The 20,935-nt window shown below is 36.3% G+C and carries 24 protein-coding genes; 22 read left to right on the top strand and 2 right to left on the bottom strand.

Annotated features, from left to right (window positions below; translation table 11 throughout):
* Positions 1 to 18 precede the first annotated feature (18 nt).
* The 6 genes from qcrC to AC1Q8N_RS17015 all read left to right on the top strand — a co-directional run bounded on the left by qcrC (position 19) and on the right by AC1Q8N_RS17015 (position 4,643).
* Positions 19 to 786 carry a menaquinol-cytochrome c reductase cytochrome b/c subunit gene (qcrC, locus tag AC1Q8N_RS16990; RefSeq protein ID WP_000554603.1) on the top strand — a complete coding sequence of 256 codons (768 nt, stop codon included), beginning with the start codon at positions 19 to 21 and terminating at the stop codon, positions 784 to 786.
* Positions 787 to 908: 122 nt separating this feature from the next.
* Positions 909 to 1,499 (top strand): lipoprotein heptaprenylglyceryl N-acetyltransferase LhaT, encoded by a 591-nt coding sequence (gene lhaT, locus AC1Q8N_RS16995; protein WP_000262813.1) that lies wholly within the window; start codon positions 909 to 911, stop codon positions 1,497 to 1,499.
* Positions 1,500 to 1,524: 25 nt separating this feature from the next.
* Positions 1,525 to 2,211, top strand: coding sequence for a lipoprotein intramolecular transacylase Lit (gene lit / locus AC1Q8N_RS17000; RefSeq protein WP_048543533.1), 687 nt, complete (start codon positions 1,525 to 1,527; stop codon positions 2,209 to 2,211).
* 107 nt (positions 2,212 to 2,318) lie between these two features.
* Positions 2,319 to 3,107, top strand: a complete 789-nt coding sequence (ypjB, locus tag AC1Q8N_RS17005; protein WP_048543532.1) for a sporulation protein YpjB — start codon at positions 2,319 to 2,321, stop codon at positions 3,105 to 3,107.
* Between the two features lie 112 nt (positions 3,108 to 3,219).
* Positions 3,220 to 3,900, top strand: coding sequence for a zinc metallopeptidase (locus tag AC1Q8N_RS17010; RefSeq protein ID WP_002096760.1), 681 nt, complete (start codon positions 3,220 to 3,222; stop codon positions 3,898 to 3,900).
* Between the two features lie 101 nt (positions 3,901 to 4,001).
* On the top strand, positions 4,002 to 4,643 hold the full coding sequence (locus AC1Q8N_RS17015; protein WP_098847379.1) for a uracil-DNA glycosylase: 642 nt from the start codon (positions 4,002 to 4,004) through the stop codon (positions 4,641 to 4,643).
* Between the two features lie 28 nt (positions 4,644 to 4,671).
* On the opposite strand, the gene AC1Q8N_RS17020 is transcribed toward AC1Q8N_RS17015, so the two are convergent.
* Positions 4,672 to 5,553 carry a YitT family protein gene (locus tag AC1Q8N_RS17020; RefSeq protein WP_098047376.1) on the bottom strand — a complete coding sequence of 294 codons (882 nt, stop codon included), beginning with the start codon at positions 5,551 to 5,553 and terminating at the stop codon, positions 4,672 to 4,674.
* Positions 5,554 to 5,906: 353 nt separating this feature from the next.
* Between AC1Q8N_RS17020 and AC1Q8N_RS17025 the strand changes: the two genes are divergently transcribed.
* From AC1Q8N_RS17025 to AC1Q8N_RS17055, 7 genes are read left to right on the top strand one after another with little or no spacing between them, the layout of a single operon-like run.
* Positions 5,907 to 6,248, top strand: coding sequence for a nucleotide pyrophosphohydrolase (locus AC1Q8N_RS17025; RefSeq protein WP_048543622.1), 342 nt, complete (start codon positions 5,907 to 5,909; stop codon positions 6,246 to 6,248).
* Positions 6,248 to 7,048 carry a dihydrodipicolinate reductase gene (gene dapB / locus AC1Q8N_RS17030; protein WP_098078667.1) on the top strand — a complete coding sequence of 267 codons (801 nt, stop codon included), beginning with the start codon at positions 6,248 to 6,250 and terminating at the stop codon, positions 7,046 to 7,048. The genes AC1Q8N_RS17025 and dapB overlap by 1 nt, the downstream gene beginning before the upstream one ends.
* Positions 7,049 to 7,062: 14 nt before the next feature.
* Positions 7,063 to 7,458 (top strand): methylglyoxal synthase, encoded by a 396-nt coding sequence (mgsA, locus tag AC1Q8N_RS17035; RefSeq protein WP_046955216.1) that lies wholly within the window; start codon positions 7,063 to 7,065, stop codon positions 7,456 to 7,458.
* Positions 7,459 to 7,469: 11 nt separating this feature from the next.
* A complete protein-coding gene (bshB1, locus tag AC1Q8N_RS17040) occupies positions 7,470 to 8,171 on the top strand; it encodes a bacillithiol biosynthesis deacetylase BshB1 (protein WP_493521292.1) in 702 nt (233 codons plus the stop codon).
* On the top strand, positions 8,172 to 9,317 hold the full coding sequence (bshA, locus tag AC1Q8N_RS17045; RefSeq protein WP_098078502.1) for an N-acetyl-alpha-D-glucosaminyl L-malate synthase BshA: 1,146 nt from the start codon (positions 8,172 to 8,174) through the stop codon (positions 9,315 to 9,317).
* Positions 9,304 to 10,497, top strand: a complete 1,194-nt coding sequence (locus AC1Q8N_RS17050; RefSeq protein ID WP_493521293.1) for a CCA tRNA nucleotidyltransferase — start codon at positions 9,304 to 9,306, stop codon at positions 10,495 to 10,497. The genes bshA and AC1Q8N_RS17050 overlap by 14 nt, the downstream gene beginning before the upstream one ends.
* On the top strand, positions 10,482 to 11,462 hold the full coding sequence (locus AC1Q8N_RS17055) for a biotin--[acetyl-CoA-carboxylase] ligase (protein ID WP_048543513.1): 981 nt from the start codon (positions 10,482 to 10,484) through the stop codon (positions 11,460 to 11,462). The genes AC1Q8N_RS17050 and AC1Q8N_RS17055 overlap by 16 nt, the downstream gene beginning before the upstream one ends.
* Positions 11,463 to 11,488: 26 nt before the next feature.
* On the opposite strand, the gene AC1Q8N_RS17060 is transcribed toward AC1Q8N_RS17055, so the two are convergent.
* Positions 11,489 to 11,878 (bottom strand): cupredoxin domain-containing protein, encoded by a 390-nt coding sequence (locus tag AC1Q8N_RS17060; protein ID WP_098069315.1) that lies wholly within the window; start codon positions 11,876 to 11,878, stop codon positions 11,489 to 11,491.
* Between the two features lie 410 nt (positions 11,879 to 12,288).
* On the opposite strand from AC1Q8N_RS17060, the gene panB reads away from it, so the two are divergent.
* The 9 genes from panB (at position 12,289) to nth (ending at position 20,932) form a co-directional block, all read left to right on the top strand.
* Positions 12,289 to 13,125: a 3-methyl-2-oxobutanoate hydroxymethyltransferase gene (panB, locus tag AC1Q8N_RS17065; protein ID WP_000853116.1), complete on the top strand. Its 837-nt coding sequence runs from the start codon at positions 12,289 to 12,291 to the stop codon at positions 13,123 to 13,125.
* Positions 13,125 to 13,973 (top strand): pantoate--beta-alanine ligase, encoded by an 849-nt coding sequence (gene panC / locus AC1Q8N_RS17070; RefSeq protein WP_098078659.1) that lies wholly within the window; start codon positions 13,125 to 13,127, stop codon positions 13,971 to 13,973. Before panB ends, panC begins: the two co-directional genes overlap by 1 nt.
* A gap of 12 nt (positions 13,974 to 13,985) precedes the next feature.
* A complete protein-coding gene (gene panD / locus AC1Q8N_RS17075; RefSeq protein ID WP_000490178.1) occupies positions 13,986 to 14,369 on the top strand; it encodes an aspartate 1-decarboxylase in 384 nt (127 codons plus the stop codon).
* Between the two features lie 128 nt (positions 14,370 to 14,497).
* Positions 14,498 to 17,302, top strand: a complete 2,805-nt coding sequence (gene dinG, locus AC1Q8N_RS17080; protein WP_098078656.1) for an ATP-dependent DNA helicase DinG — start codon at positions 14,498 to 14,500, stop codon at positions 17,300 to 17,302.
* A gap of 250 nt (positions 17,303 to 17,552) precedes the next feature.
* Positions 17,553 to 17,723 (top strand): YpmA family protein, encoded by a 171-nt coding sequence (locus AC1Q8N_RS17085; RefSeq protein WP_000358351.1) that lies wholly within the window; start codon positions 17,553 to 17,555, stop codon positions 17,721 to 17,723.
* A gap of 7 nt (positions 17,724 to 17,730) precedes the next feature.
* On the top strand, positions 17,731 to 18,234 hold the full coding sequence (locus tag AC1Q8N_RS17090; RefSeq protein WP_046955209.1) for a cell wall elongation regulator TseB-like domain-containing protein: 504 nt from the start codon (positions 17,731 to 17,733) through the stop codon (positions 18,232 to 18,234).
* An 18-nt stretch (positions 18,235 to 18,252) separates the two neighbouring features.
* Positions 18,253 to 19,440, top strand: a complete 1,188-nt coding sequence (gene aspB / locus AC1Q8N_RS17095; RefSeq protein ID WP_000761545.1) for an aspartate transaminase AspB — start codon at positions 18,253 to 18,255, stop codon at positions 19,438 to 19,440.
* Positions 19,441 to 19,561: 121 nt separating this feature from the next.
* Positions 19,562 to 20,269: a DNA replication protein DnaD gene (gene dnaD, locus AC1Q8N_RS17100; protein ID WP_098847381.1), complete on the top strand. Its 708-nt coding sequence runs from the start codon at positions 19,562 to 19,564 to the stop codon at positions 20,267 to 20,269.
* A gap of 15 nt (positions 20,270 to 20,284) precedes the next feature.
* Positions 20,285 to 20,932, top strand: coding sequence for an endonuclease III (nth, locus tag AC1Q8N_RS17105; protein WP_098047384.1), 648 nt, complete (start codon positions 20,285 to 20,287; stop codon positions 20,930 to 20,932).
* The last annotated feature ends 3 nt before the right edge of the window (positions 20,933 to 20,935 follow it).

A 20,935-nucleotide genomic window follows, 5' to 3' on the forward strand; every position in this document is an offset into this window, starting at 1 on the left:
AACTAAAGGAGGGAGATTATGCATCGAGGCAAAGGGATGAAGTTTGTAGGAGATTCTCGGGTACCAGTAGCTCGAAAACCAAATATTCCAAAAGACTATTCTGAATACCCAGGAAAAACAGAAGCGTTTTGGCCGAACTTCTTGTTAAAAGAATGGATGGTTGGTGCAGTTTTTTTAATCGGTTATTTATGTTTAACAGTGGCGCATCCGTCACCACTTGAGAGAATGGCGGATCCAACTGATGCTGGGTATATACCACTTCCAGATTGGTATTTCTTATTCTTGTATCAGTTATTAAAGTATTCTTATGCTTCTGGCTCATTTACTGTAATTGGAGCATTCATTATGCCAGGGATTGCGTTTGGCGCATTACTGTTAGCTCCATTTCTTGATCGAGGTCCAGAAAGACGCCCATTGAAGCGTCCTGTAGCAACGGGATTTATGCTTTTAGCAATTGCATCCATTATCTTTTTAACTTGGGAATCTGTAGCACACCACGACTGGGAAGCTGCAAAAAAACAAGGAGCAATTGTAAAAACAGCACCAGTTGATAAAAATGATGATGGTTATAAATTAATGCAAAAAAATACTTGTTTAACATGTCACGGTGACAATTTACAAGGCGGGGCAGCAGCACCGGCACTGCAAAACTTAACTTTAAAGCCAGAAGAAATTGCTAAGATTGCGAAAGAGGGAAAAGGTTCAATGCCTAAAGGGGTATTTAAAGGTACAGATGAGGAACTGAAGAAGCTTTCGGAATTCGTTGCAAAGTATAATAAAAAATAATAAAAAGCTGACTGCAAAAAAATTGTAGTCAGCTTTTTATTTTGATGAAAGAAAGTTTACTATATAATAGAGTAGAGTTTGAGGAAAGAATGACTTTGTTTGAAAGGTGTTGGACATACAGCTTGGTTTATTTGTATGCAATGTTAAGACAACGCTCTATATTATTATTTTTATTAGTTGTTAACATATTAGGTACAATATACGGATTTATATGGTATGGAAATCAATTAAAAGAAACCTCACCTATATTTTGGCCGTTTGTACCCGATAGCCCGATGGCGAGTCTCTTTTTTGTCTTTGTTTTAATTGCTTTTTTAAGAAAGAGAAATTGGGGATTAATAGAGGCGCTAGCGATTGTTACTTTGATGAAATATGGTATATGGGCTGTTGTTGTAAATGCAATTATGATCTATGTAAAAGGTCCTATTGGTCTTATGGGGTATATGTTAATGCTTTCGCACTTTGCGATGGCAGTACAAGGATTGTTATATGCACCGTTTTACCGTATAAAAAAATGGCATTTTGCGGTAGCAGCTATATGGACATTACATAATGATGCAATTGATTATTTATTTTGGCAAATGCCGAGATATGGAATTATGCATTTGTTTGTAGAAGAAATTGGTTACTTTACGTTTTGGCTAAGCATCGTCACACTATGTCTTACATATTATTATTGCTTGCGTGAGAACCGAAAACAGTTTTCTTTATGATAGTTAGAACATGTAGGGGGAGAAAATGAAGAAAAATAAGAGTGGTACAAAAATATTGGATCGATTGATTACTATAGTTGTTTCATATAGCATAGCATTTTCTATATTTGCACTCGCAACAACAGCGGTTGTATACGGAAAATGGCTATATTATTTTGAAATTGATTTTTTAAACATCCCAGACTTAGCGGATATGACGAAGGCTGATATTAAAAAAAATTATGATGTGCTTATCACATATTTATCTCCGTTTTATGACGGGGCATTACAGTTTCCAACATTAGATATGTCTACAAATGGCCGTATTCATTTTGTAGATGTTAAAAATATTTTAGTAAAGATTCAATATGTAATGTATGCGACAATTATGATTGCAATAATAGGCGGGATTTATTTATTAAAAAAGAAAAATGAAAAGTTTTTACTGCACGGATCAATTTTAACAATTATCTTACCGATCGCGCTCATGTTACCGATCGCTATTAATTTTGAAAAGAGTTTTGTATTATTCCATAAGCTGTTATTCAGTAATGATTATTGGATGTTTGATATTGAAACGGATCCAATTATATTAATGTTACCAGAAGAATTCTTTATGCATGCTGCGTGTGCAATTTTATTATTTATTTTATGTGGCAGCATACTTTGTTACAGCTTGTATAGATATTTCGTAAAAAAGAAAAGGATTTCAAAGGAAAAATTCTCTGTTTAAAGAGAATTTTTTTGTTTGTAAAACGATAATATATTTTTCGGTCCAGTTCTGTTCTATTCTTGTCCCAATTAACATATTTTGTACTAGTAGTTATAGGGGGGACCGTGATGAAGAGAACATTAATTGGATTGATAGCATTTCTAATTATAATGTTTCCGTTACGTATATATGCTGAAGAGTGGAGTGGACTAACAGGGTTGTTAGACGACTCATTACAATTAGTGAAGCGTAATGAAGATGAAAAAGCAGTACAAGTATTACAACATTTCTCGGAGCAGTTTGTCATAAAGGGGAATGAAAAGAAGCAAGAAGTAACGCCAGATCAAGTTAGAGTTATTTCTTTAGCTTACGACAAGGCGAAACAATCACTCGCGGAAACAGATTTAGGTAAACAAGTTAAAATTGATAATGTGTTAGCCCTACAGCTCGCTGTTGATGCGAAAGTGTCGAAATATCAACCACTTTGGATGGAAAGAGAAAAAAAAGTAATGGGTGCCTTTTCTCAAATGGAAAAAGCGATGAAAAAAGAAGATACGGGACAGTTTCAACAAACGTTAAACACATTCTTACATGAATTTAATATTATTTATCCAAGCTTAATGATTGCTTTGCCAGAAAACGAAGTGCAGCGTGTAAATGCCCATTTATCTTATTTGGATGAATTTCGTAACGTTATGTTAAAAACGAAAGGTGGGCAAATGCAAGTAGGAATCATTAAAGGGGATTTGCAAAAAATATTTCACACAGTAAAAAAAGATGAAATTGCACCCTCTCTCATTTGGTTTATGACAATTACTGGAGGTCTTATTTTATTCACATTAACTTATGTTGGATGGAGAAAGTATAAAGGAGAGAGAGAAAAAAGAAAAAGTAATGTACACTCTAAAAATAGATAATGCAATAAATAAAGATATGGATTGTAAGGTTTATTCATTGACAATGATGTCAGAAGAAAATAGAATGAGAAGTACTATAATTAAAACTTCAATGGAGGTTCAAAGGTTCATGATGTTTTATTTAATTTACTTCGCGATCATAATGATCATACCGTTGTATGCACAGTCAAAAGTACGTAGTGCCTATAGCAAGTATTCACAAGTTTATTCAACATCAGGTATGACAGGAGCGGAAGTGGCTCGAAAAATTTTAGATGAGAATGGATTATACAACGTAGCTGTAGAAGAAACACCAGGTCATTTATCAGACCATTATGATCCAACTGCCAAAACAGTTCGATTATCAACAGACAACTATTACGGTCATTCAGTTGCTGGTACAGCAGTTGCAGCACACGAAGTAGGACACGCAATTCAAGATGCAAAAGACTATAACTTTATGCGTATTCGTCATTCGTTAGTGCCAGTTGCAAACTTTGGATCGAATATTTCTTGGGTATTTATTATGATTGGTGCCTTTGCATCTATGTCTAACTTATTGTTATTAGGTATCATCTTAATGGCAGCAGGTGTTGTGTTCCAACTCGTTACATTACCTGTTGAGTTTGATGCATCAAAGCGTGCGATGCAACAAATTGAAGCGTTAGGTATCGTATCAACAGATGAATATGGGCAAGCTCGTAAAGTATTAAATGCGGCAGCATTAACATATGTAGCAGCTGCAGCTGTAGCGGTATTTGAATTATTACGTCTCGTATTAATGTATACTGGTATGCAGCGTAGCGACGACTAAAGACTATCAATTTTGATAGTCTTTTTTTGTTTTGTGAATTGAATTATATAATGTATTGCAAATAGAAATAATAGAAGTAATACGGAAAGGCGGTGGGGAAAATGAAATATCCAAGCCATTTAGTAAAACAAGTGAAAGAACAAAGTGCTCTTTATCAGCTAGAAGGTTTCTTAAGTGGACAAGGTCCTGAAAATCCAAAATTTATGCTGTTAGGAGAAGCGCCTGGTGAAACAGAAATTCATAATGGGATTCCGTTTAGCGGGAGGGCGGGAAAACAACTAATGGATTTTTTAGAGCGTATTCAAGTTAAAAGGGAAGAAGTATATATCACGAGCGCTGTTCGAAGTAGACCATATAAGTGGCGAGAGAAAAAAGAACGAAATGGTAAAATCATACAGGAAAAGTATAATAGAACGCCAAATAAAGGAGAAATACTTGCCCATGCCCCGTTGTTAGATTATGAATTAGAGAAAATAAACCCGAAGCTTATTGTTACACTTGGAAATATCGGCCTTCAACGTTTAACGGGGAAAAATAAAAAAATTACAGATGTGCACGGACAATTATTAATACAGCCTATTCAAAAATTAAAGGATATGCAAAGTGCAGCGTTTACATGGTCAGAGAAAGAATATCATATTTTCCCGACTTTTCATCCTGCTTCCATTTTTTATAATCGGAGTTTATTGGAGCTTATTTATGAGGATTTAGAGAAACTTAAAAAACATGTAATAAAAAAATAGAAAAGCTAGAGAGCTTTTCTAGTTGCGTTTATTTATGTAACGGATTTTTATTTTCATCTAACGTAAAACCTTCACCAACTACATCATGTACATCACTTACAGCAACAAAGGCATGAGGATCTACAGAAGTAATAATATTTTTTAATTTCACGATTTCATTTTTAGCAACAACGCAATATAATACGTTCCGTTCCACTTTTGTATACGATCCAACAGCTTTTAAAAAAGTAGCTCCGCGTTCCATATCAGATAAAATTTTGGCAGCAATTTCATCGTTTTTATCTGAGATAATAGTTGCTCCTTTTGCCGCATAGGCTCCTTCTTGCATAAAATCAATGACTTTCGCCCCGATAAAAACAGCAACTAACGTATACATGCCCTCGCGGTACGATAAATAGGTAAGAATAGAGACGATAATGACGATAGCATCAAACATAAACATCGTTTTCCCCATACTCCAGCCAACATATTTATGAGCGAGTCTTGCGATAATATCCACACCGCCAGTGGTCCCGCCATATTTAAATATGATTCCAAGACCGACACCGATAAATGCCCCGGCGAATAAAGCCGCGAGTGTCATATCATTTTGTAAGTTTACATGTAAGTTGAGAACTTCGTAACGTTGAAAAATCCATAGAAATAAAGATACGCTGAAGGTGCCGATTAGTGTATAAATAAATGTCGTTCTTCCAAGTAACTTCCAACCAATAAAAAATATAGGGATATTTAAAATTAAGTTTGAATAAGAAGGATCAAGCTTAAATAGAAAATACAATAATAGTGTAATACCCGTAAATCCACCTTCTGCAAGGTGATTTTCAATATTGATATTCACAATACCGAAAGAAAAAATAGCGGAACCGATTAAAATGAAAATGATATTTCGAATCTTCAAATTTGATGTCATATAGAAATCCTCCTAATTATGTAAATGGCATTGCTCCGCTGATACGGTAAAACATAATGATAAGTAATTTCTAGTTGTTAGTAAAAATAGAGAAGGCTGTAAAAAAACGCAAAAGAAGTTTCCATTTACCTCGTTCCAACGGCTGGTAGGAGATAAAGCTCTGAAGAAGGACAAACCAGCCGTAGGAACCCGATTGGTTCAACTAATCTTTTGCGAAAAGTATGCAAAAGAAGTTTCACTTTATTATAGTCTATCCAAAAAAGGGTCGCAAATAGGTGTTTGGTGGGGAATAATATTTGTCAAATCGCGATGAATTGGCTAACATGAAAGAGGAAGGATTAGAGGTGAATTGTATGGAAGCAAAAACGATGAAGGATATGCAGAAAGAAGTAGATGCATATATTGGTCAGTTTAAAGAAGGTTATTTCAGTCCACTTGCAATGATGGCTCGTTTAACGGAAGAAATGGGGGAGCTTGCAAGAGAGGTAAATCATTATTATGGTGAGAAACCGAAGAAAACAACTGAAAAAGAACGTAGTCTGGAAGAAGAGCTTGGAGATGTATTATTTGTTATGATTTGTATGGCAAATAGTTTAAATATTGATTTAGAAACGGCACATAACATTGTAATGAATAAATTTAATACACGTGATAAAGATCGCTGGACACGTATTGATGAGGGAGAGAAAGAATAATGAAAGAAATTAAAGTAATTATCGCTGGACCAAGAGGACGTATGGGACATGAAGCAGTCCTTCTTATGGAAAGAACGGAACATTTTAATTTGGTAGCAGCAGTGGATTATAAGCATGGTGGAGAGAAAATTTCTGATTTACCGGGCATGCCAGCGTTACAAGCGCCAATTTACGCAGATTTACATACTTGTTTAGAGGAAGTAGAAGCAGATGTGTTGTTAGATTTAACAACGCCAGAAGTTGGGAAACAACACGTTACACTAGCAGTTGAGCGTGGACTTCGTTCTGTTATTGGTACAACTGGATTTACAGAAGAAGAACTAAAGCAATTAAGAGAGAATGCGAAAGAAAAAGCAGTAGGAACAATTATCGCTCCAAACTTTGCAATTGGTGCAGTTCTTATGATGAAATTCTCACAAATGGCAGCGAAGTATTTCCAAGATGTTGAAGTAATTGAATTGCATCATGATCAAAAGTTAGATGCACCATCTGGTACAGCAGTAAAAACAGTAGAATTAATTCGTCAAAATCGTGAAGCAAAGCAGCAAGGTCATCCGAATGAAGTAGAACAACTAGAAGGTGCTCGTGGTGCAAATGTAGACGGCATTCACATTCATAGTGTACGTTTACCAGGACTTATTGCACACCAAGAAGTAATGTTTGGTGGAGATGGACAAATGTTAACGGTTCGTCATGATTCATTCAATCGTGCATCATTTATGTCGGGTGTAAAACTATCAATTGATACAGTAATGAATCTAGATCATCTTGTGTACGGTTTAGAAAATATTATCGACTAAAGGGGAGACAACGGATGAAAATTGCCTTAATCGCACATGACAAAAAGAAAGATGACATGGTTTCGTTTGCATACGCATATAAACCAATTTTTGAACAACATGAATTATTTGCAACAGGGACGACAGGACTTCGTATTATGGAGGCAACTGGTTTAGTTGTAACAAGATTTCAGTCGGGTCCTCTTGGTGGCGATCAAGAAATTGGTGCCATGATTGCAAAAAACGATATGGATATGGTGATTTTTTTCCGAGATCCACTAACTGCTCAGCCGCATGAACCAGATGTAAATGCATTGCTTCGTTTATGTGATGTATATGCGATTCCACTTGCAACGAATATGGCAAGTGCTGAAATGTTAATGCACGCATTAGAGCGAGGAGATTTAGATTACCGCAAGTTTAGAAAATGAGGGGAACAATTATGAGTGGATTACATATATTAGCGTTTGGTGCTCATGCCGATGATGTTGAAATCGGCATGGCTGGTACCATTGCTAAATATACGAAGCAAGGGTATGAAGTAGGTATTTGTGATTTAACAGAAGCTGACCTTTCTTCTAATGGAACGATAGAATTGAGAAAAGAAGAAGCAAAGGCGGCAGCTCGTATAATGGGAGTAAAAACGAGACTGAATTTAGCGATGCCAGACCGTGGTTTGTATATGAAAGAAGAGTATATACGTGAAATTGTAAAGGTGATTCGTACATATAAACCGAAACTAGTTTTCGCGCCGTATTATGAAGATCGTCATCCAGATCATGCAAATTGTGCAAAACTTGTGGAAGAAGCTATTTTTTCAGCGGGAATTCGTAAATATATGCCAGAGGTTTCGCCACATCGCGTGGAGTCTTTTTATTATTATATGATTAATGGTTTTCATAAACCGAATTTTTGTATAGATATAAGTGAGTACCTTTCTATAAAAGTGGAAGCATTAGAAGTGTATGAAAGTCAGTTTTCAACAGGGAGTGATGGTGTGAAAACGCCGTTAACAGAAGGTTACGTTGAAACTGTGGTCGCTCGAGAGAAAATGTTTGGAAAAGAAGTTGGAGTCTTATATGCCGAGGGATTTATGAGTAAGAAACCGGTTTTATTACATGCTGATTTAATAGGGGGGATGTAAATGAAATTAAAAATAGGTATTACATGTTATCCTTCTGTAGGTGGTTCTGGGGTTGTTGGAACAGAATTAGGAAAGCAATTAGCGGAACGCGGGCATGAAATTCATTTTATTACATCGGGTTTACCATTCCGGTTAAATAAAGTGTATCCAAACATTTATTTTCATGAAGTGACGGTAAATCAATACTCTGTATTTCAATATCCACCATACGATTTAGCGTTAGCGAGTAAAATGGCAGAGGTTGCACAAAGAGAGAACCTAGATATTTTACATGTGCATTACGCAATACCACATGCCATTTGTGCTTATTTAGCAAAACAAATGATTGGAGAGCGTATTAAAATTGTTACAACCTTGCATGGAACAGATATTACTGTGTTAGGTTCCGACCCTTCGTTAAATAATTTAATTCGTTTTGGTATTGAGCAATCTGATGTTGTGACGGCTGTCTCGCATTCATTGATTAACGAAACGCATGAGCTTGTAAAACCAAATAAAAACATTCAAACGGTATATAACTTTATAGACGAGCGTGTATATTTCAAGCGTGATATGTCTCAATTAAAGAAAGAATACGGTATAAGTGAGAGTGAAAAGATACTGATTCACATTTCAAATTTCCGTAAAGTGAAACGTGTGCAAGATGTTGTTCAGGCATTTGCTAAAATTGTTACAGAAGTAGATGCGAAGTTGCTTCTTGTTGGAGATGGACCAGAATTTTGCACGATTTTACAGATAGTAAAAAATTTACATATTGAAGATCGCGTCTTATTCTTAGGGAAGCAAGATAATGTTGCAGAGTTACTTGCGATGAGTGATTTAATGTTGCTTCTTTCAGAGAAGGAGAGTTTTGGTCTTGTTTTATTAGAAGCGATGGCGTGTGGTGTACCTTGTATCGGAACAAGGGTTGGAGGTATTCCAGAAGTCATTCAACATGGTGAAACAGGATATTTATGTGAAGTTGGCGATCCAACAGGAGTGGCAAATCAAGCCATTCAGCTATTAAAGGATGAAGAACTTCACCGTAATTTGGGAGAGCGAGCAAGAGCAAGTGTTTACGAGCAGTTCCGCTCTGAAAAAATCGTCTCACAATATGAAACGATTTACTATGATGTACTAAGGGATGACAAAAATGGAAAGATTTAAAAAAGCTAGTTCTATTATTGAGACTTTAAAGCAACGAGGACATGAGGCCTACTTTGTCGGCGGAAGCGTACGAGATCTTATTATCGATAGGCCGATTGGAGATATTGATATTGCGACATCTGCTTTACCAGAAGAAGTGATGGCTATATTTCCAAGACATGTTCCTGTTGGTCTTGAGCATGGAACTGTAATTGTGGTAGAAAATGGTGAACCTTATGAGGTAACCACTTTTCGAACAGAGAGCGAATATGAAGATTTTCGAAGACCTAGTAGTGTTCAATTTGTTCGTTCATTAGAAGAGGATTTAAAACGTCGTGATTTCACAATGAATGCAATTGCGATGACAGAAGAAGGCAAAATGGTTGATTTATTTGCTGGACAGCAAGCGATTCAAAAGAGAGAAATTGTGACAGTTGGCAATGCTGCGGATCGTTTTCAAGAAGACGCCCTGCGAATGATGCGTGGTATTCGTTTCGTAAGTACGTTAGGTTTTTCTTTAGAAATGAAAACGAAACAAGCAATAGAAACATATGGACATTTGCTAGAACATATTGCAATTGAGCGAATTACAGTGGAGTTTGAGAAACTGTTAACTGGTACATATTGCGTGAAGGGCTTGCAAGAATTAGTAGAAACGAAGCTATTTTCTCATCTGCCATATTTACAAATGTCAGAAGAGAGATTATTAAAAGCTACGCAGTATAACTGGGATTCTTTTGAAACGGACATTGAGGCATGGGCATTCTTCTTATATTGTATTGGGGAAGAGCATCCATCTGTCTTTTTACGTCAATGGAAGTTTTCGAATAAAAAAATAAAAGATATCGTTGCAGTTTTATTAACAATCCGTATGAGAAAGGAGAAGGATTGGGATACAGTTCTTCTTTATAAAACGGGAATTCATATCGCTGAAATGGCAGAAAGAGTATATGAAGCGATGATTGAAAGCTATGATAATACATCTGTTAAACGGGTACAAACGTTGTTTGAAGCATTGCCAATCAAGAATCGACAAGAAATGAATGTGACTGGGAATGATTTATTAAACTGGGCAAATAAAAAGCCAGGTCCGTGGGTTGCTGAAATGATTCAAAAAATTGAGGAAGCAATCGTACAAGGAAACGTAGTTAATGAGAAAGAGTGTATAAGGGAGTGGCTGCAAGAATGCAATCTACTATAAGAAAGCAGTTATTGCAAGTTTTTTCAGAAGCGGATGGCGCGTTTGTATCTGGCCAAACGATTAGTGATAAACTTGGTTGTTCAAGAACCGCTGTGTGGAAACATATGGAGGACCTTCGGAATGAGGGATATGAACTTGAAGCTGTGCGTCGATTAGGTTATCGAATTGCGAGTAAGCCAGACAAAGTGACTGCTAATGAAATTCAGTTAGGGTTACAAACGAAACATATTGGTAGAACGGTATATTTTGAAGAGTCTGTTGAATCTACGCAGCATATTGCAGCAAAACTTGCTTATGAAGGTGCAGAAGAAGGAACGATTGTTGTTGCAGAAGAACAAACAGCCGGCAGAGGTCGTTTAAGCAGGAAATGGCATTCACCAAAAGGAACAGGAATTTGGATGAGTATTATTTTACGTCCATCAATCCCGGTTCATCATGCACCACAACTTACTTTATTAGCGGCTGTTAGCGTTGCACAAGCAATTGAAAAGTGCACGGGTGTAAACGTAGGAATAAAATGGCCAAATGATATTTTAATTCAAGGTAAAAAGGCTGTAGGTATATTAACAGAAATGCAGGCGGATCCCGATAAAATTAATGCTGTTATTATGGGGATTGGTATTAATGCGAATCAAAAGCAAGAACATTTTGATGAGGAAATTCAGCATATTGCTACTTCTTTAGCGATTGAATCCGGTAAGCCAATTGTTCGTGCAGAGCTTATGCAACAAATCTTTTTACAACTAGAAAAATTATATGAAGAGTATTTACAAAATGGTTTCTCTGTCATTAAAATTCTTTGGGAAAGTTACGCTGTGAGCATCGGGAAAGAAATTACCGCTCGAACGATGAGGGAGACAATTACAGGGGTAGCAAAAGGAATTACAGAGGATGGTGTATTGCTTCTGGAGGACCATGAAGGGAAAGTACATCACATTCATTCTGCGGATATCGAAATTAAGTAAAAGAAGTTCCTATTAGGAACTTCTTTTTATTTGACGATTACTTTGCCTTCCATTCCTTTAAGGAGATGGTACCGACATATTAATTCATATGTACCAGCACTTGTAGGTTTCACGGTAATATTTTTTTCTTTTCCGGACTCGACTACGACGTCAATTCCGAGTGTTTTTACTGTAAAGGTGTGCTCGCTTTTACCTTTGTTTTTCAAAAGTAATGTTGTGGATTGTTCGATCGGAATCGTGATGACATTAGGGTTAAAGTAATCATCATTCAGTTCAACCTCAATTACTTTCGTTGAATCGATAGGTTGTGTTACGACGTTAACTGAAGCAAATACATGGAAGGAGCTAAACGTTATCATCCCTACAATTATCACAAGAAAACCGGTAAGTCGAAATAACCATTTGTTCATAGACATTCGCAATTCTCCTTTTATAAGTATGTTTCCTCCATTAACCTGCATCATTATTTGAAGAGTTATACTATGCATGTAAATTAAGCGATTTATCTTTCTATAATGGAGTGATGTTTAAAAATTTCACATACCGTAATAGGAATAAAAAATTATTTTTTCAAAAAAATGTAGTAATTCCTTTTTGGAGTTTGCTATAATTAGTTCGAATATGGGCAGTATCAGAGCGAACTGCACCATGATTCAAAGCAATACGAAAAATAATAACTTGGATTCTGCCTTGATCCAATAACGGACTGGGACAGAGGGATGAATAATGCCGACTAACACACAACCCTTCTGCCCTTTTATGGCCAGAGGGGTTTTTTATATGATTTCGGCCATCGCCTCTCTCCTGTATAAAGGAGGAGTAGTTTTTGAAAACAAAAACAGATTTTTTGAAGATGAAAGAGCAAGGTGAGCCGATTACGATGCTAACGGCGTATGATTATCCGTCTGCTAAGTTAGCAGAAGAAGCTGAAGTTGATATGATTCTAGTTGGAGATTCCCTTGGGATGGTTGTGCTCGGCTACGATTCAACAGTACCTGTAACAGTAGAGGATATGATTCATCATACGAAAGCTGTACGCCGAGGAGCGAAAGAGACGTTTATTGTAACTGATATGCCATTTATGTCGTATCATGTGTCGCCTCAAGATACGATGGTGAATGCACGCCGCATTGTTCAAGAGAGTGGTGCTCATGCACTGAAGGTAGAAGGTGCAGGGGAAGTGGTATCAACTATTCATTACTTGACGAATGCGGGAATTCCTGTCGTGGCACACTTAGGCTTAACTCCTCAATCTGTAGGAGTACTAGGTGGGTATAAAGTACAAGGAAAAGATGCTGAAAGTGCAAAAAAATTAATAGAAGATGCGAAGAGATGTGAGGAAGCTGGTGCGATAGCGCTTGTGTTAGAATGTGTGCCAATGCAGTTAGCGGAATTAATTTCGAAGCAACTAACAATTCCGACGATTGGAATTGGAGCAGGGAAAAAAGTAGATGGGCAAGTACTTGTTTATCATGATCTTATCTCATACGGCGTAAATCGTGTTCCGAAATTTGTAAAGCAATATACGTCTGTTCAAGAGGAGATTGTGCGAGGGATTTCACAATACGTTACTGAAGTAAAGACAGGGCAATTTCCAGAAGAAAAACATTCATTCACAATGAAAGAGGAAGAATGCTTAGCGTTATACGGAGGAAAACAATAATGAAAATCGTAACTACAGTGCAAGAGATGCAGCAAATTACAAACGAACTTCGTATAAGTGGAAAAAGTATTGGTTTTGTTCCAACGATGGGTTATTTACATGAAGGCCATGTGACTTTATTACGTAAGGCAAGAGAAAAAAATGAAATTGTGGTTTTAAGCGTGTTTGTCAATCCGCTACAGTTTGGGCCGAATGAAGATTTAGATCGATACCCTCGTGATATTGATAGAGATGAAAATGTAGCAAAAGAAAACGGTGTAGATTATTTATTTTATCCGAGCGTAGAAGAAATGTATCCAGCAGAACAAACGACAACAGTAGCAGTTGTAAAGCGTACCGATGTATTATGTGGCAAACAAAGACCTAGTCATTTCGCTGGAGTTGCGACTGTACTAATGAAACTATTTAATATTACATTGCCAATGCGTGCTTATTTTGGTATGAAAGATGCACAGCAAGTTGCTGTCATTGAAGGATTTGTCGCTGATTTTAATATTCCGGTTACGATCGTACCAGTGGATATTGTAAGGGAAGTAGATGGATTAGCGAAAAGTTCTCGTAACGTGTATTTATCACAAGAAGAGCGTGAAGAGGCTCCTCATTTATATCGCAGTCTATGTAAAGCGAAAGAAAGAATTGAAGCAGGCGAACGTAATGCAGAAATCATTACAACTCTTGTGAAAGAGCATATTGAGACGTATACGAAAGGCACTGTAGATTATGCTGATTTATATGCCTATCCTTCACTACAAGTAATAGATAAAATTGAGGGACGAATCATTTTAGCAATTGCAGTTAAATTTGAGAATGTACGATTAATTGACAATATAACATTAACGGTTAAATAAGGGGGAGCATCTATGTTTCGCACAATGATGAGAGCGAAGTTACATCGCGCTACGGTAACAGAAGCAAATTTAAATTATGTAGGTAGTATTACTATTGATGAAGATTTAATGGATGCAGTAAATATTGTAGAAAATGAAAAAGTACAAATTGTAAATAACAATAATGGTGCGCGCTTAGAGACATATGTTATTAAAGGAGAACGCGGTAGCGGTGTTGTTTGTTTAAATGGTGCAGCTGCAAGGCTTGTACAGCCAGGGGATAAAGTTATTATTATTTGCTACGGTTTAGTGGCAGAAGAAAATATTCATAACCAAGAGCCGAAAATTGCAGTATTAGACGATGATAATCAAATTATCCAAATGTTAGGCGCTGAAAAAGCGGGTACGATATTATAAGTAAGAAGGCTATCTCTATTACGGAGATAGCTTTTTTGTGCATCTTTTCATTAAGATGAGATAAAACGTGGTATAGTAACATTATATAATTTTGTGTTTGATAGGTAAGAAATTGAGGTGTTACATATATGAGTAAACGTTATGTCGTTGTGGATTTAGAGACGACAGGGAACTCCTGGAAGGACGGGAAGGATAAAATTACCCAAATCGCAGCTGTTGTAGTGGAAGATGGAGAGATACTAGAGATTTTTTCATCTTTTATTAATCCGAAGAGAGAGATTCCGCCATTTATTACAGAATTAACAGGGATTGATGAGAGTATGGTTAAGCAAGCCCCGTTATTTCAAGATGTAGCCCCGATGGTTGTTGAGCTATTGCAAGGTGCAGCTTTCGTTGCACATAACGTTCACTTTGATTGGAATTTTTTAACGGAAGAATTAAGGTGGGCTGGATATACAGAAGTACATTGTCCGAAAGTTGATACAGTGGAGTTGGCGCAAATTCTTTTGCCGACAGCTGATAGTTATAAATTACGTGATTTAGCTAAACAACATGAATTAGAGCACGATCAACCGCATCGTGCGGATAGTGATGCTCTTGCAACAGCGGAATTATTTTTACAATTTTTAAATGAAATTGAAAAGTTACCACTTGTCACCTTGCAATCGCTTTATGAATTGAGCGATGTTTTTCAAAGTGATATAGCGGATGTACTTTCTGAAAATATTTTAAAGAAAATGATGCATGGTAGAAAAGTGGCAGAGGGGTATGAAGTGTATCGAAATATTGCGCTTCGAAAACGGAATTATGCTTTAAATCTCAGTGAAACATGTTCATCTAAATTTGATGCTTTCTTGCATAAGGCAATCGATAAACTTGAATTGAATATGCCAAAGTTTGAAAAAAGAGAAAGCCAACAGATTATGATGAAGGAAATATATACAGCACTAAGAGATTCTAGGTTTTCACTAATTGAAGCAGGAACAGGAACAGGAAAGACTCTTGCATATTTACTTCCAAGTATTTATTTTGCAACGAAAAAAGAAGAACCTGTCATCATAAGTACCCAAACAGTACAACTGCAACAACAAATATTAGAAAAAGAAATTCCATTATTACAGAAAATAATGCCATTTTCATTTGAAGTAGCTCTTTTGAAAGGAAGAAAGCATTATCTTTGTCTACATAAATTTGAATATGCTTTGCAAGAGGAAGAGAAAAATTATGATATGGCGCTCACAAAGGCAAAAATTTTAGTGTGGTTATTGCAAACAGAAACTGGCGATCGTGATGAATTAAATATTCCTGAGGGCGGAAAGTTACTTTGGAACCGTATTTGTAGTGATGTACATAGTCCAGGCGGGATGCAAAGCAACTGGTATAGCCGTTGTTTTTATCAACGAGCAAAGAATAAAGCATTATTTGCAGATATCGTTATTACAAATCATGCGTTATTATTTCAAGATTTTTCAAGTGAAGAACCACTATTTGCTTCATGTGAACATATTATTTTTGATGAAGCTCATCATATCGAGGAAGCGGCGAGTAGAACATTAGGTGAACAGTTCTCCTGTATGTATTTTCAATTAGTTTTATCTCGTCTTGGTACGCTAGAAACAGATGATGTACTTTCTAAAGTATATAAAATGATGAAAAAATCAGAGCAAGCCTCTCGTTCGACTTTCCGTATGGTGAGTCATAGTTTGAAGGAATTGAAATTTGATGCGGATGAGCTATTCCAAATGTTACGTGCTTTCATCTTTAAACAAACAAAGCAGGAACAAGGGATAAGCAATATGCCACTCATTTATCGATATAACACGGAAGTAGAGAAAGGTAAGTTATGGGATAGCATTACAGAGTTAACAAATCGTTTTGTATACGATGTAAGAAAATTATTGACTATACTTGAGAAGCAAGTTGATATATTGCAAAGTAAATTAGAATGGGAGATGCATGTTGTTACAGGTGAATTTATGCATTTAATTGAGTTGTTGAGAAAGATGGAACAATCTTTACAATTACTCATTTTAGAAAAAAATTCATATGTGACATGGATGGAGACTGAAACGAAGGGAACAATTCATTCAACCGTTTTATATGCACAGCCTGTTCATATTGGTGAAAGGCTTGCGGATGAATTTTTAACACAGAAAAAGAGTGTTATTTTCACATCAGCAACGTTAACAGTAAACGATTCATTTGACTATATAAAAGAGGAGCTAGGTTTACATGATTTTGCTCCAAATACATTACAAGTTCCATCACCATTCCGTTTTGAAGAACAGATGAAATTAATGGTTTCAACAGATGTGCCTTTTATTAAGCAAGCAAGTAATGAAGAATATATTGAATCTGTGTCGGCACATATTGCAAAAATAGCGAAAGCTACAAAAGGTAGAATGCTTGTTTTATTCACTTCGTATGAAATGTTGAAAGAAGCGTATACGAATTTGAAAAATGATGAGGAATTAGAGGGGTATTTATTATTAACGCAAAGTGTAAATAATAAGAGCCGAAGTCGTCTCATTCGTAAATTTCAAGAGTTCGACAAATCGATTTTGTTAGGAACAAGTAGTTTTTGGGAAGGGATAGATATACCTGGAGATGCCCTTAGTTGTCTTGTTATTGTACGGCTTCCCTTTACGCCTCCTCATCAACCGATGATGGAAGCAAAAGGAGAGTGGTTAAAAAATCAAGGAGAGGACGTATTCGCTAAGTTAGCACTCCCGCAAGCAATCTTGCGTTTCAAACAAGGATTTGGTCGTCTGATTAGAACAAGTACAGATACCGGAACAGTATTTGTATTAGACCGTCGTTTGATAAGCGCTTCTTATGGAAAACGTTTTTTACAATCAATCCCAACTGTTCCGCTTTATGAAGGCCCTCTAGAAGAATTATTAGAACAATTAAAGGTATGGCCAAATAAATAAAATTGGAAGAAAAATACGCCTGAAGTACATTTAAGCTTCAGGCGTAAAAAATGTGGGGAGGAGGAATTTTATTTTTCTTACTTCTTGTATACAAAATGTATTGGTTTTCGACTTGAAACCTTTTTTTGCAGTACATGTCCTGCTATAATAGATGGGTGATGAAGCAGGGGTTGTAAAGAATGTACTCTTATTGTAACCGTATTGCGTTCTTCTATAATTAGAAATTTTTGTGTAACGGAGGAGTTTTTTCATGGATAAGAAAATCGAAGTCCTATCAACGACGCGTATTAAATATTCGTCTGACTTGTATAAAATTGTTGATAGTTTGAATCGTACGTTAAAAGAACAGGACCTCATGTTCGGATTAGCATTAGACGAAAAAGATAAAGAAATAGCTGTATTTACGATTTACAGAACGTAGTGATACAATGAAAAAGTGGATCTTTGCAATCGTTATCGTAATCGTTGCTAGCGGAATATATGGGGCGTATGTTTACAATAAAGCAATGGAAAAGAAAATCCATAAAGAGGCAAAATCTGTAGAAATTGCGAAAGAAAAGGCAAAGCTTACAAAAGTAAAATCTGTTGATTATTATAATGGAAATTCTTCATATACAGTCGTACAAGGTGTAGACGAAAAAGGAGAACAAATTATTGTTTGGGTGCCTAATAAAAAAGGGAATGTCCTTGTGAAGAAAAAGAGTGAAGGTATTCCTGAAAAAGAAGCTTTGCAAAAGTTGGCTGAACAAGCTACAGGAAAAGGTGATGAGCCAAAGCCAAAGCCAAAAGAAATTATAAAAGTAAAATTAGGTGCTCAAAACGATATTCCGTTGTGGGAAATTACATATATTGATCAGGAAGATCGTTATACGTATTATTATTTAGAGTTTCAAAATGGGGCTTATGCTGGTCACTACAGCATTGAAAAATAGATGTAGGGGGAACTACAAATGAAATTAGCAAAGCGAGTAGCTGCTTTAACACCATCTGCAACTTTAGAAATTACAGCAAAGGCACAAGCATTAAAAGCAGAAGGTCATGATGTAATTGGATTAGGGGCAGGAGAACCTGACTTTAATACGCCAGAACATATTATGGATGCTGCACATAAAGCGATGTTAGAAGGACATACGAAGTATACACCAACAGGTGGATTACAAGCGTTAAAACAAGAAATTGTGAAGAAGTTTACACGTGATCAAGGAATTGCGTATGATCCATCTGAAATTATTGTATGTAACGGTGCAAAGCATGCATTATATACATTATTCCAAGTGTTACTTGATGAAGGAGATGAAGTTATCATCCCAACTCCTTATTGGGTAAGTTATCCTGAGCAAGTAAAGCTTGCTGGAGGTAAGCCAGTTTACGTAGAAGGCCTGGAAGACAATGAGTACAAAATTACAGCGAAGCAGCTGCGTGAGGCAATTACAGAGAAAACGAAAGCAGTTATTATTAATTCACCGAGCAATCCAACAGGAATGATTTATAGCAAAGAGGAATTACAACAGCTTGGAGAGGTATGTTTAGAACACGATATTTTAATCGTTTCAGATGAAATTTATGAAAAATTAATTTATGGTGGAGCAGAATATACTTCGATTGCCCAGCTTTCTAATGCATTAAAAGAACAAACACTTATTATTAATGGTGTATCTAAATCTCATTCTATGACAGGATGGCGTATTGGATATGCAGCAGGAAATAAGCAGCTTATTAAAGCGATGACGAACTTAGCGAGTCATAGTACGTCAAACCCTACTTCAATCGCTCAATACGGCGCAATTGCAGCATATGCAGGCTCACAAGAACCTGTAGAAACAATGCGTCAAGCATTTGAAGAAAGATTAAACATTATTTATGATAAATTAATTCAAATCCCTGGCTTTACTTGCATTAAACCACAAGGTGCATTTTACTTATTCCCTAATGTAAAAGAAGCTGTAGCTTTATCAGGATACGAAACTGTGGATGATTGGGCAAAAGCTCTATTAGAAGAGGAAAAAGTGGCTCTTGTACCAGGTACAGGATTTGGTGCTCCAAATAACGTTCGTTTATCATATGCGACATCTCTTGAACAAGTAGAGAAAGCATTAGAACGCATTCATACGTTTATGAAAAGTAAAGTGCAAGCTTAATTGTATATTTTATTAACGCAATACAAAAAACCTTCCTACATAATAGGAAGGTTTTTTTGACGAATTGTGGCAAAAAGAAATAGCGAAAGGTGTGTTATACTAGAGAGCGAGGTGTTTGGTGATGAAAAAGAAAATGATGTTACAGTGGTTTGAGCAGGGAAGCATTGCAATTCCAAAATTACTTATGATGCATTATAAAAAATTAGGGTTAAATGAAATGGAATTTATGGTTGTACTTCATGTACACACATTTTTAGAATCGGGCAATTCGTTTCCGACTCCGTCAGAGATTTCAGAACGGATGACGATTACTGAAATGAAATGTATGGAAGTAATTCAGACATTGATTCAAAAAGGTTTTTTATCACTAGAAGGTGGACAAAAATCAGAAGCGATGATGTGTGAAAGTTATTCTTTACAACCGCTATGGGAAAAAATATTGCATTTCTTAATGAACGAATCAATAGAGGGAGAACAAAAAGAAATAAAACAACTGCAAGTAAATTTATATACAGTATTTGAAAAAGAATTTGGAAGACCACTTTCTCCGTTTGAATGTGAAACGTTGGGTATGTGGGAAGATCAAGATCAACATCATCCGAATTTAATTCAAGCGGCCCTCAGGGAAGCTGTAATGAGCGGTAAGCTTAATTTCCGATATATTGATCGTATTTTATTTGAGTGGAAAAAGAATGGTATTAAAACAGTAGATCAAGCCCAAAACCAAGGACGGAAATTTAGAGCAAATCAACAACGAACGCAGCAAACGACAAAACAAGAGACGAAATTTACTGGGAAAGTGCCTTTTTATAATTGGTTGGAGCAGTAATGTAGGAGGAAGTATATGTTAAATAAAGCGCAAATTCGCTATTGTTTAGACACAATGGCGGATATGTATCCAGAAGCACATTGTGAATTAATTCATGATAATCCATTTGAATTAGTAATCGCGGTGGCGTTATCTGCACAATGTACAGATGCACTTGTAAATAAAGTGACGAAAAATTTATTTCAAAAATATAAAACACCAGAAGATTATTTAAGCGTGTCTTTAGAAGAATTACAACAAGATATACGTTCCATTGGATTGTTTAGAAATAAGGCGAAAAATATTCAAAAATTGTGCCAGATGTTGCTAGATGATTATAACGGGAAAGTTCCAGAAGACCGTGACGAGCTGACGAAATTACCAGGAGTAGGAAGAAAGACAGCGAATGTAGTTGTTTCGGTTGCATTTGGAATTCCAGCGATTGCTGTTGATACGCATGTAGAGAGAGTGAGTAAACGGTTAGCGATTTGTAGGTGGAAAGATTCGGTGTTAGAAGTAGAAAAGACATTAATGAAGAAAGTTCCGATGGATGAATGGGGCGTTACACATCATCGTATGATTTTCTTTGGGCGTTACCACTGTAAAGCACAGCGACCACAATGTGAAGAGTGCCGATTACTAGAAGTGTGTCGTGAAGGAAAGAAGCGAATGAAGGGGAAATAAAGG

Source organism: Bacillus sp. GW823-FHT06B01 (assembly GCF_058952315.1).

What these genes read in the sequence shown, in the direction of transcription:
- qcrC (WP_000554603.1), top strand. Translation starts at nt 19, where the DNA reads ATGCATCGAGGCAAAGGGATGAAGTTTGTAGGAGATTCTCGGGTACCA.
- lit (WP_048543533.1), top strand. Translation starts at nt 1,525, where the DNA reads ATGAAGAAAAATAAGAGTGGTACAAAAATATTGGATCGATTGATTACT.
- ypjB (WP_048543532.1), top strand. Translation starts at nt 2,319, where the DNA reads ATGAAGAGAACATTAATTGGATTGATAGCATTTCTAATTATAATGTTT.
- AC1Q8N_RS17010 (WP_002096760.1), top strand. Translation starts at nt 3,220, where the DNA reads ATGTTTTATTTAATTTACTTCGCGATCATAATGATCATACCGTTGTAT.
- AC1Q8N_RS17015 (WP_098847379.1), top strand. Translation starts at nt 4,002, where the DNA reads ATGAAATATCCAAGCCATTTAGTAAAACAAGTGAAAGAACAAAGTGCT.
- AC1Q8N_RS17020 (WP_098047376.1), bottom strand. Translation starts at nt 5,553, where the DNA reads ATGACATCAAATTTGAAGATTCGAAATATCATTTTCATTTTAATCGGT.
- AC1Q8N_RS17025 (WP_048543622.1), top strand. Translation starts at nt 5,907, where the DNA reads ATGGAAGCAAAAACGATGAAGGATATGCAGAAAGAAGTAGATGCATAT.
- dapB (WP_098078667.1), top strand. Translation starts at nt 6,248, where the DNA reads ATGAAAGAAATTAAAGTAATTATCGCTGGACCAAGAGGACGTATGGGA.
- mgsA (WP_046955216.1), top strand. Translation starts at nt 7,063, where the DNA reads ATGAAAATTGCCTTAATCGCACATGACAAAAAGAAAGATGACATGGTT.
- bshB1 (WP_493521292.1), top strand. Translation starts at nt 7,470, where the DNA reads ATGAGTGGATTACATATATTAGCGTTTGGTGCTCATGCCGATGATGTT.
- bshA (WP_098078502.1), top strand. Translation starts at nt 8,172, where the DNA reads ATGAAATTAAAAATAGGTATTACATGTTATCCTTCTGTAGGTGGTTCT.
- AC1Q8N_RS17050 (WP_493521293.1), top strand. Translation starts at nt 9,304, where the DNA reads ATGGAAAGATTTAAAAAAGCTAGTTCTATTATTGAGACTTTAAAGCAA.
- AC1Q8N_RS17055 (WP_048543513.1), top strand. Translation starts at nt 10,482, where the DNA reads ATGCAATCTACTATAAGAAAGCAGTTATTGCAAGTTTTTTCAGAAGCG.
- AC1Q8N_RS17060 (WP_098069315.1), bottom strand. Translation starts at nt 11,878, where the DNA reads ATGTCTATGAACAAATGGTTATTTCGACTTACCGGTTTTCTTGTGATA.
- panC (WP_098078659.1), top strand. Translation starts at nt 13,125, where the DNA reads ATGAAAATCGTAACTACAGTGCAAGAGATGCAGCAAATTACAAACGAA.
- panD (WP_000490178.1), top strand. Translation starts at nt 13,986, where the DNA reads ATGTTTCGCACAATGATGAGAGCGAAGTTACATCGCGCTACGGTAACA.
- dinG (WP_098078656.1), top strand. Translation starts at nt 14,498, where the DNA reads ATGAGTAAACGTTATGTCGTTGTGGATTTAGAGACGACAGGGAACTCC.
- AC1Q8N_RS17085 (WP_000358351.1), top strand. Translation starts at nt 17,553, where the DNA reads ATGGATAAGAAAATCGAAGTCCTATCAACGACGCGTATTAAATATTCG.
- AC1Q8N_RS17090 (WP_046955209.1), top strand. Translation starts at nt 17,731, where the DNA reads ATGAAAAAGTGGATCTTTGCAATCGTTATCGTAATCGTTGCTAGCGGA.
- aspB (WP_000761545.1), top strand. Translation starts at nt 18,253, where the DNA reads ATGAAATTAGCAAAGCGAGTAGCTGCTTTAACACCATCTGCAACTTTA.
- dnaD (WP_098847381.1), top strand. Translation starts at nt 19,562, where the DNA reads ATGAAAAAGAAAATGATGTTACAGTGGTTTGAGCAGGGAAGCATTGCA.
- nth (WP_098047384.1), top strand. Translation starts at nt 20,285, where the DNA reads ATGTTAAATAAAGCGCAAATTCGCTATTGTTTAGACACAATGGCGGAT.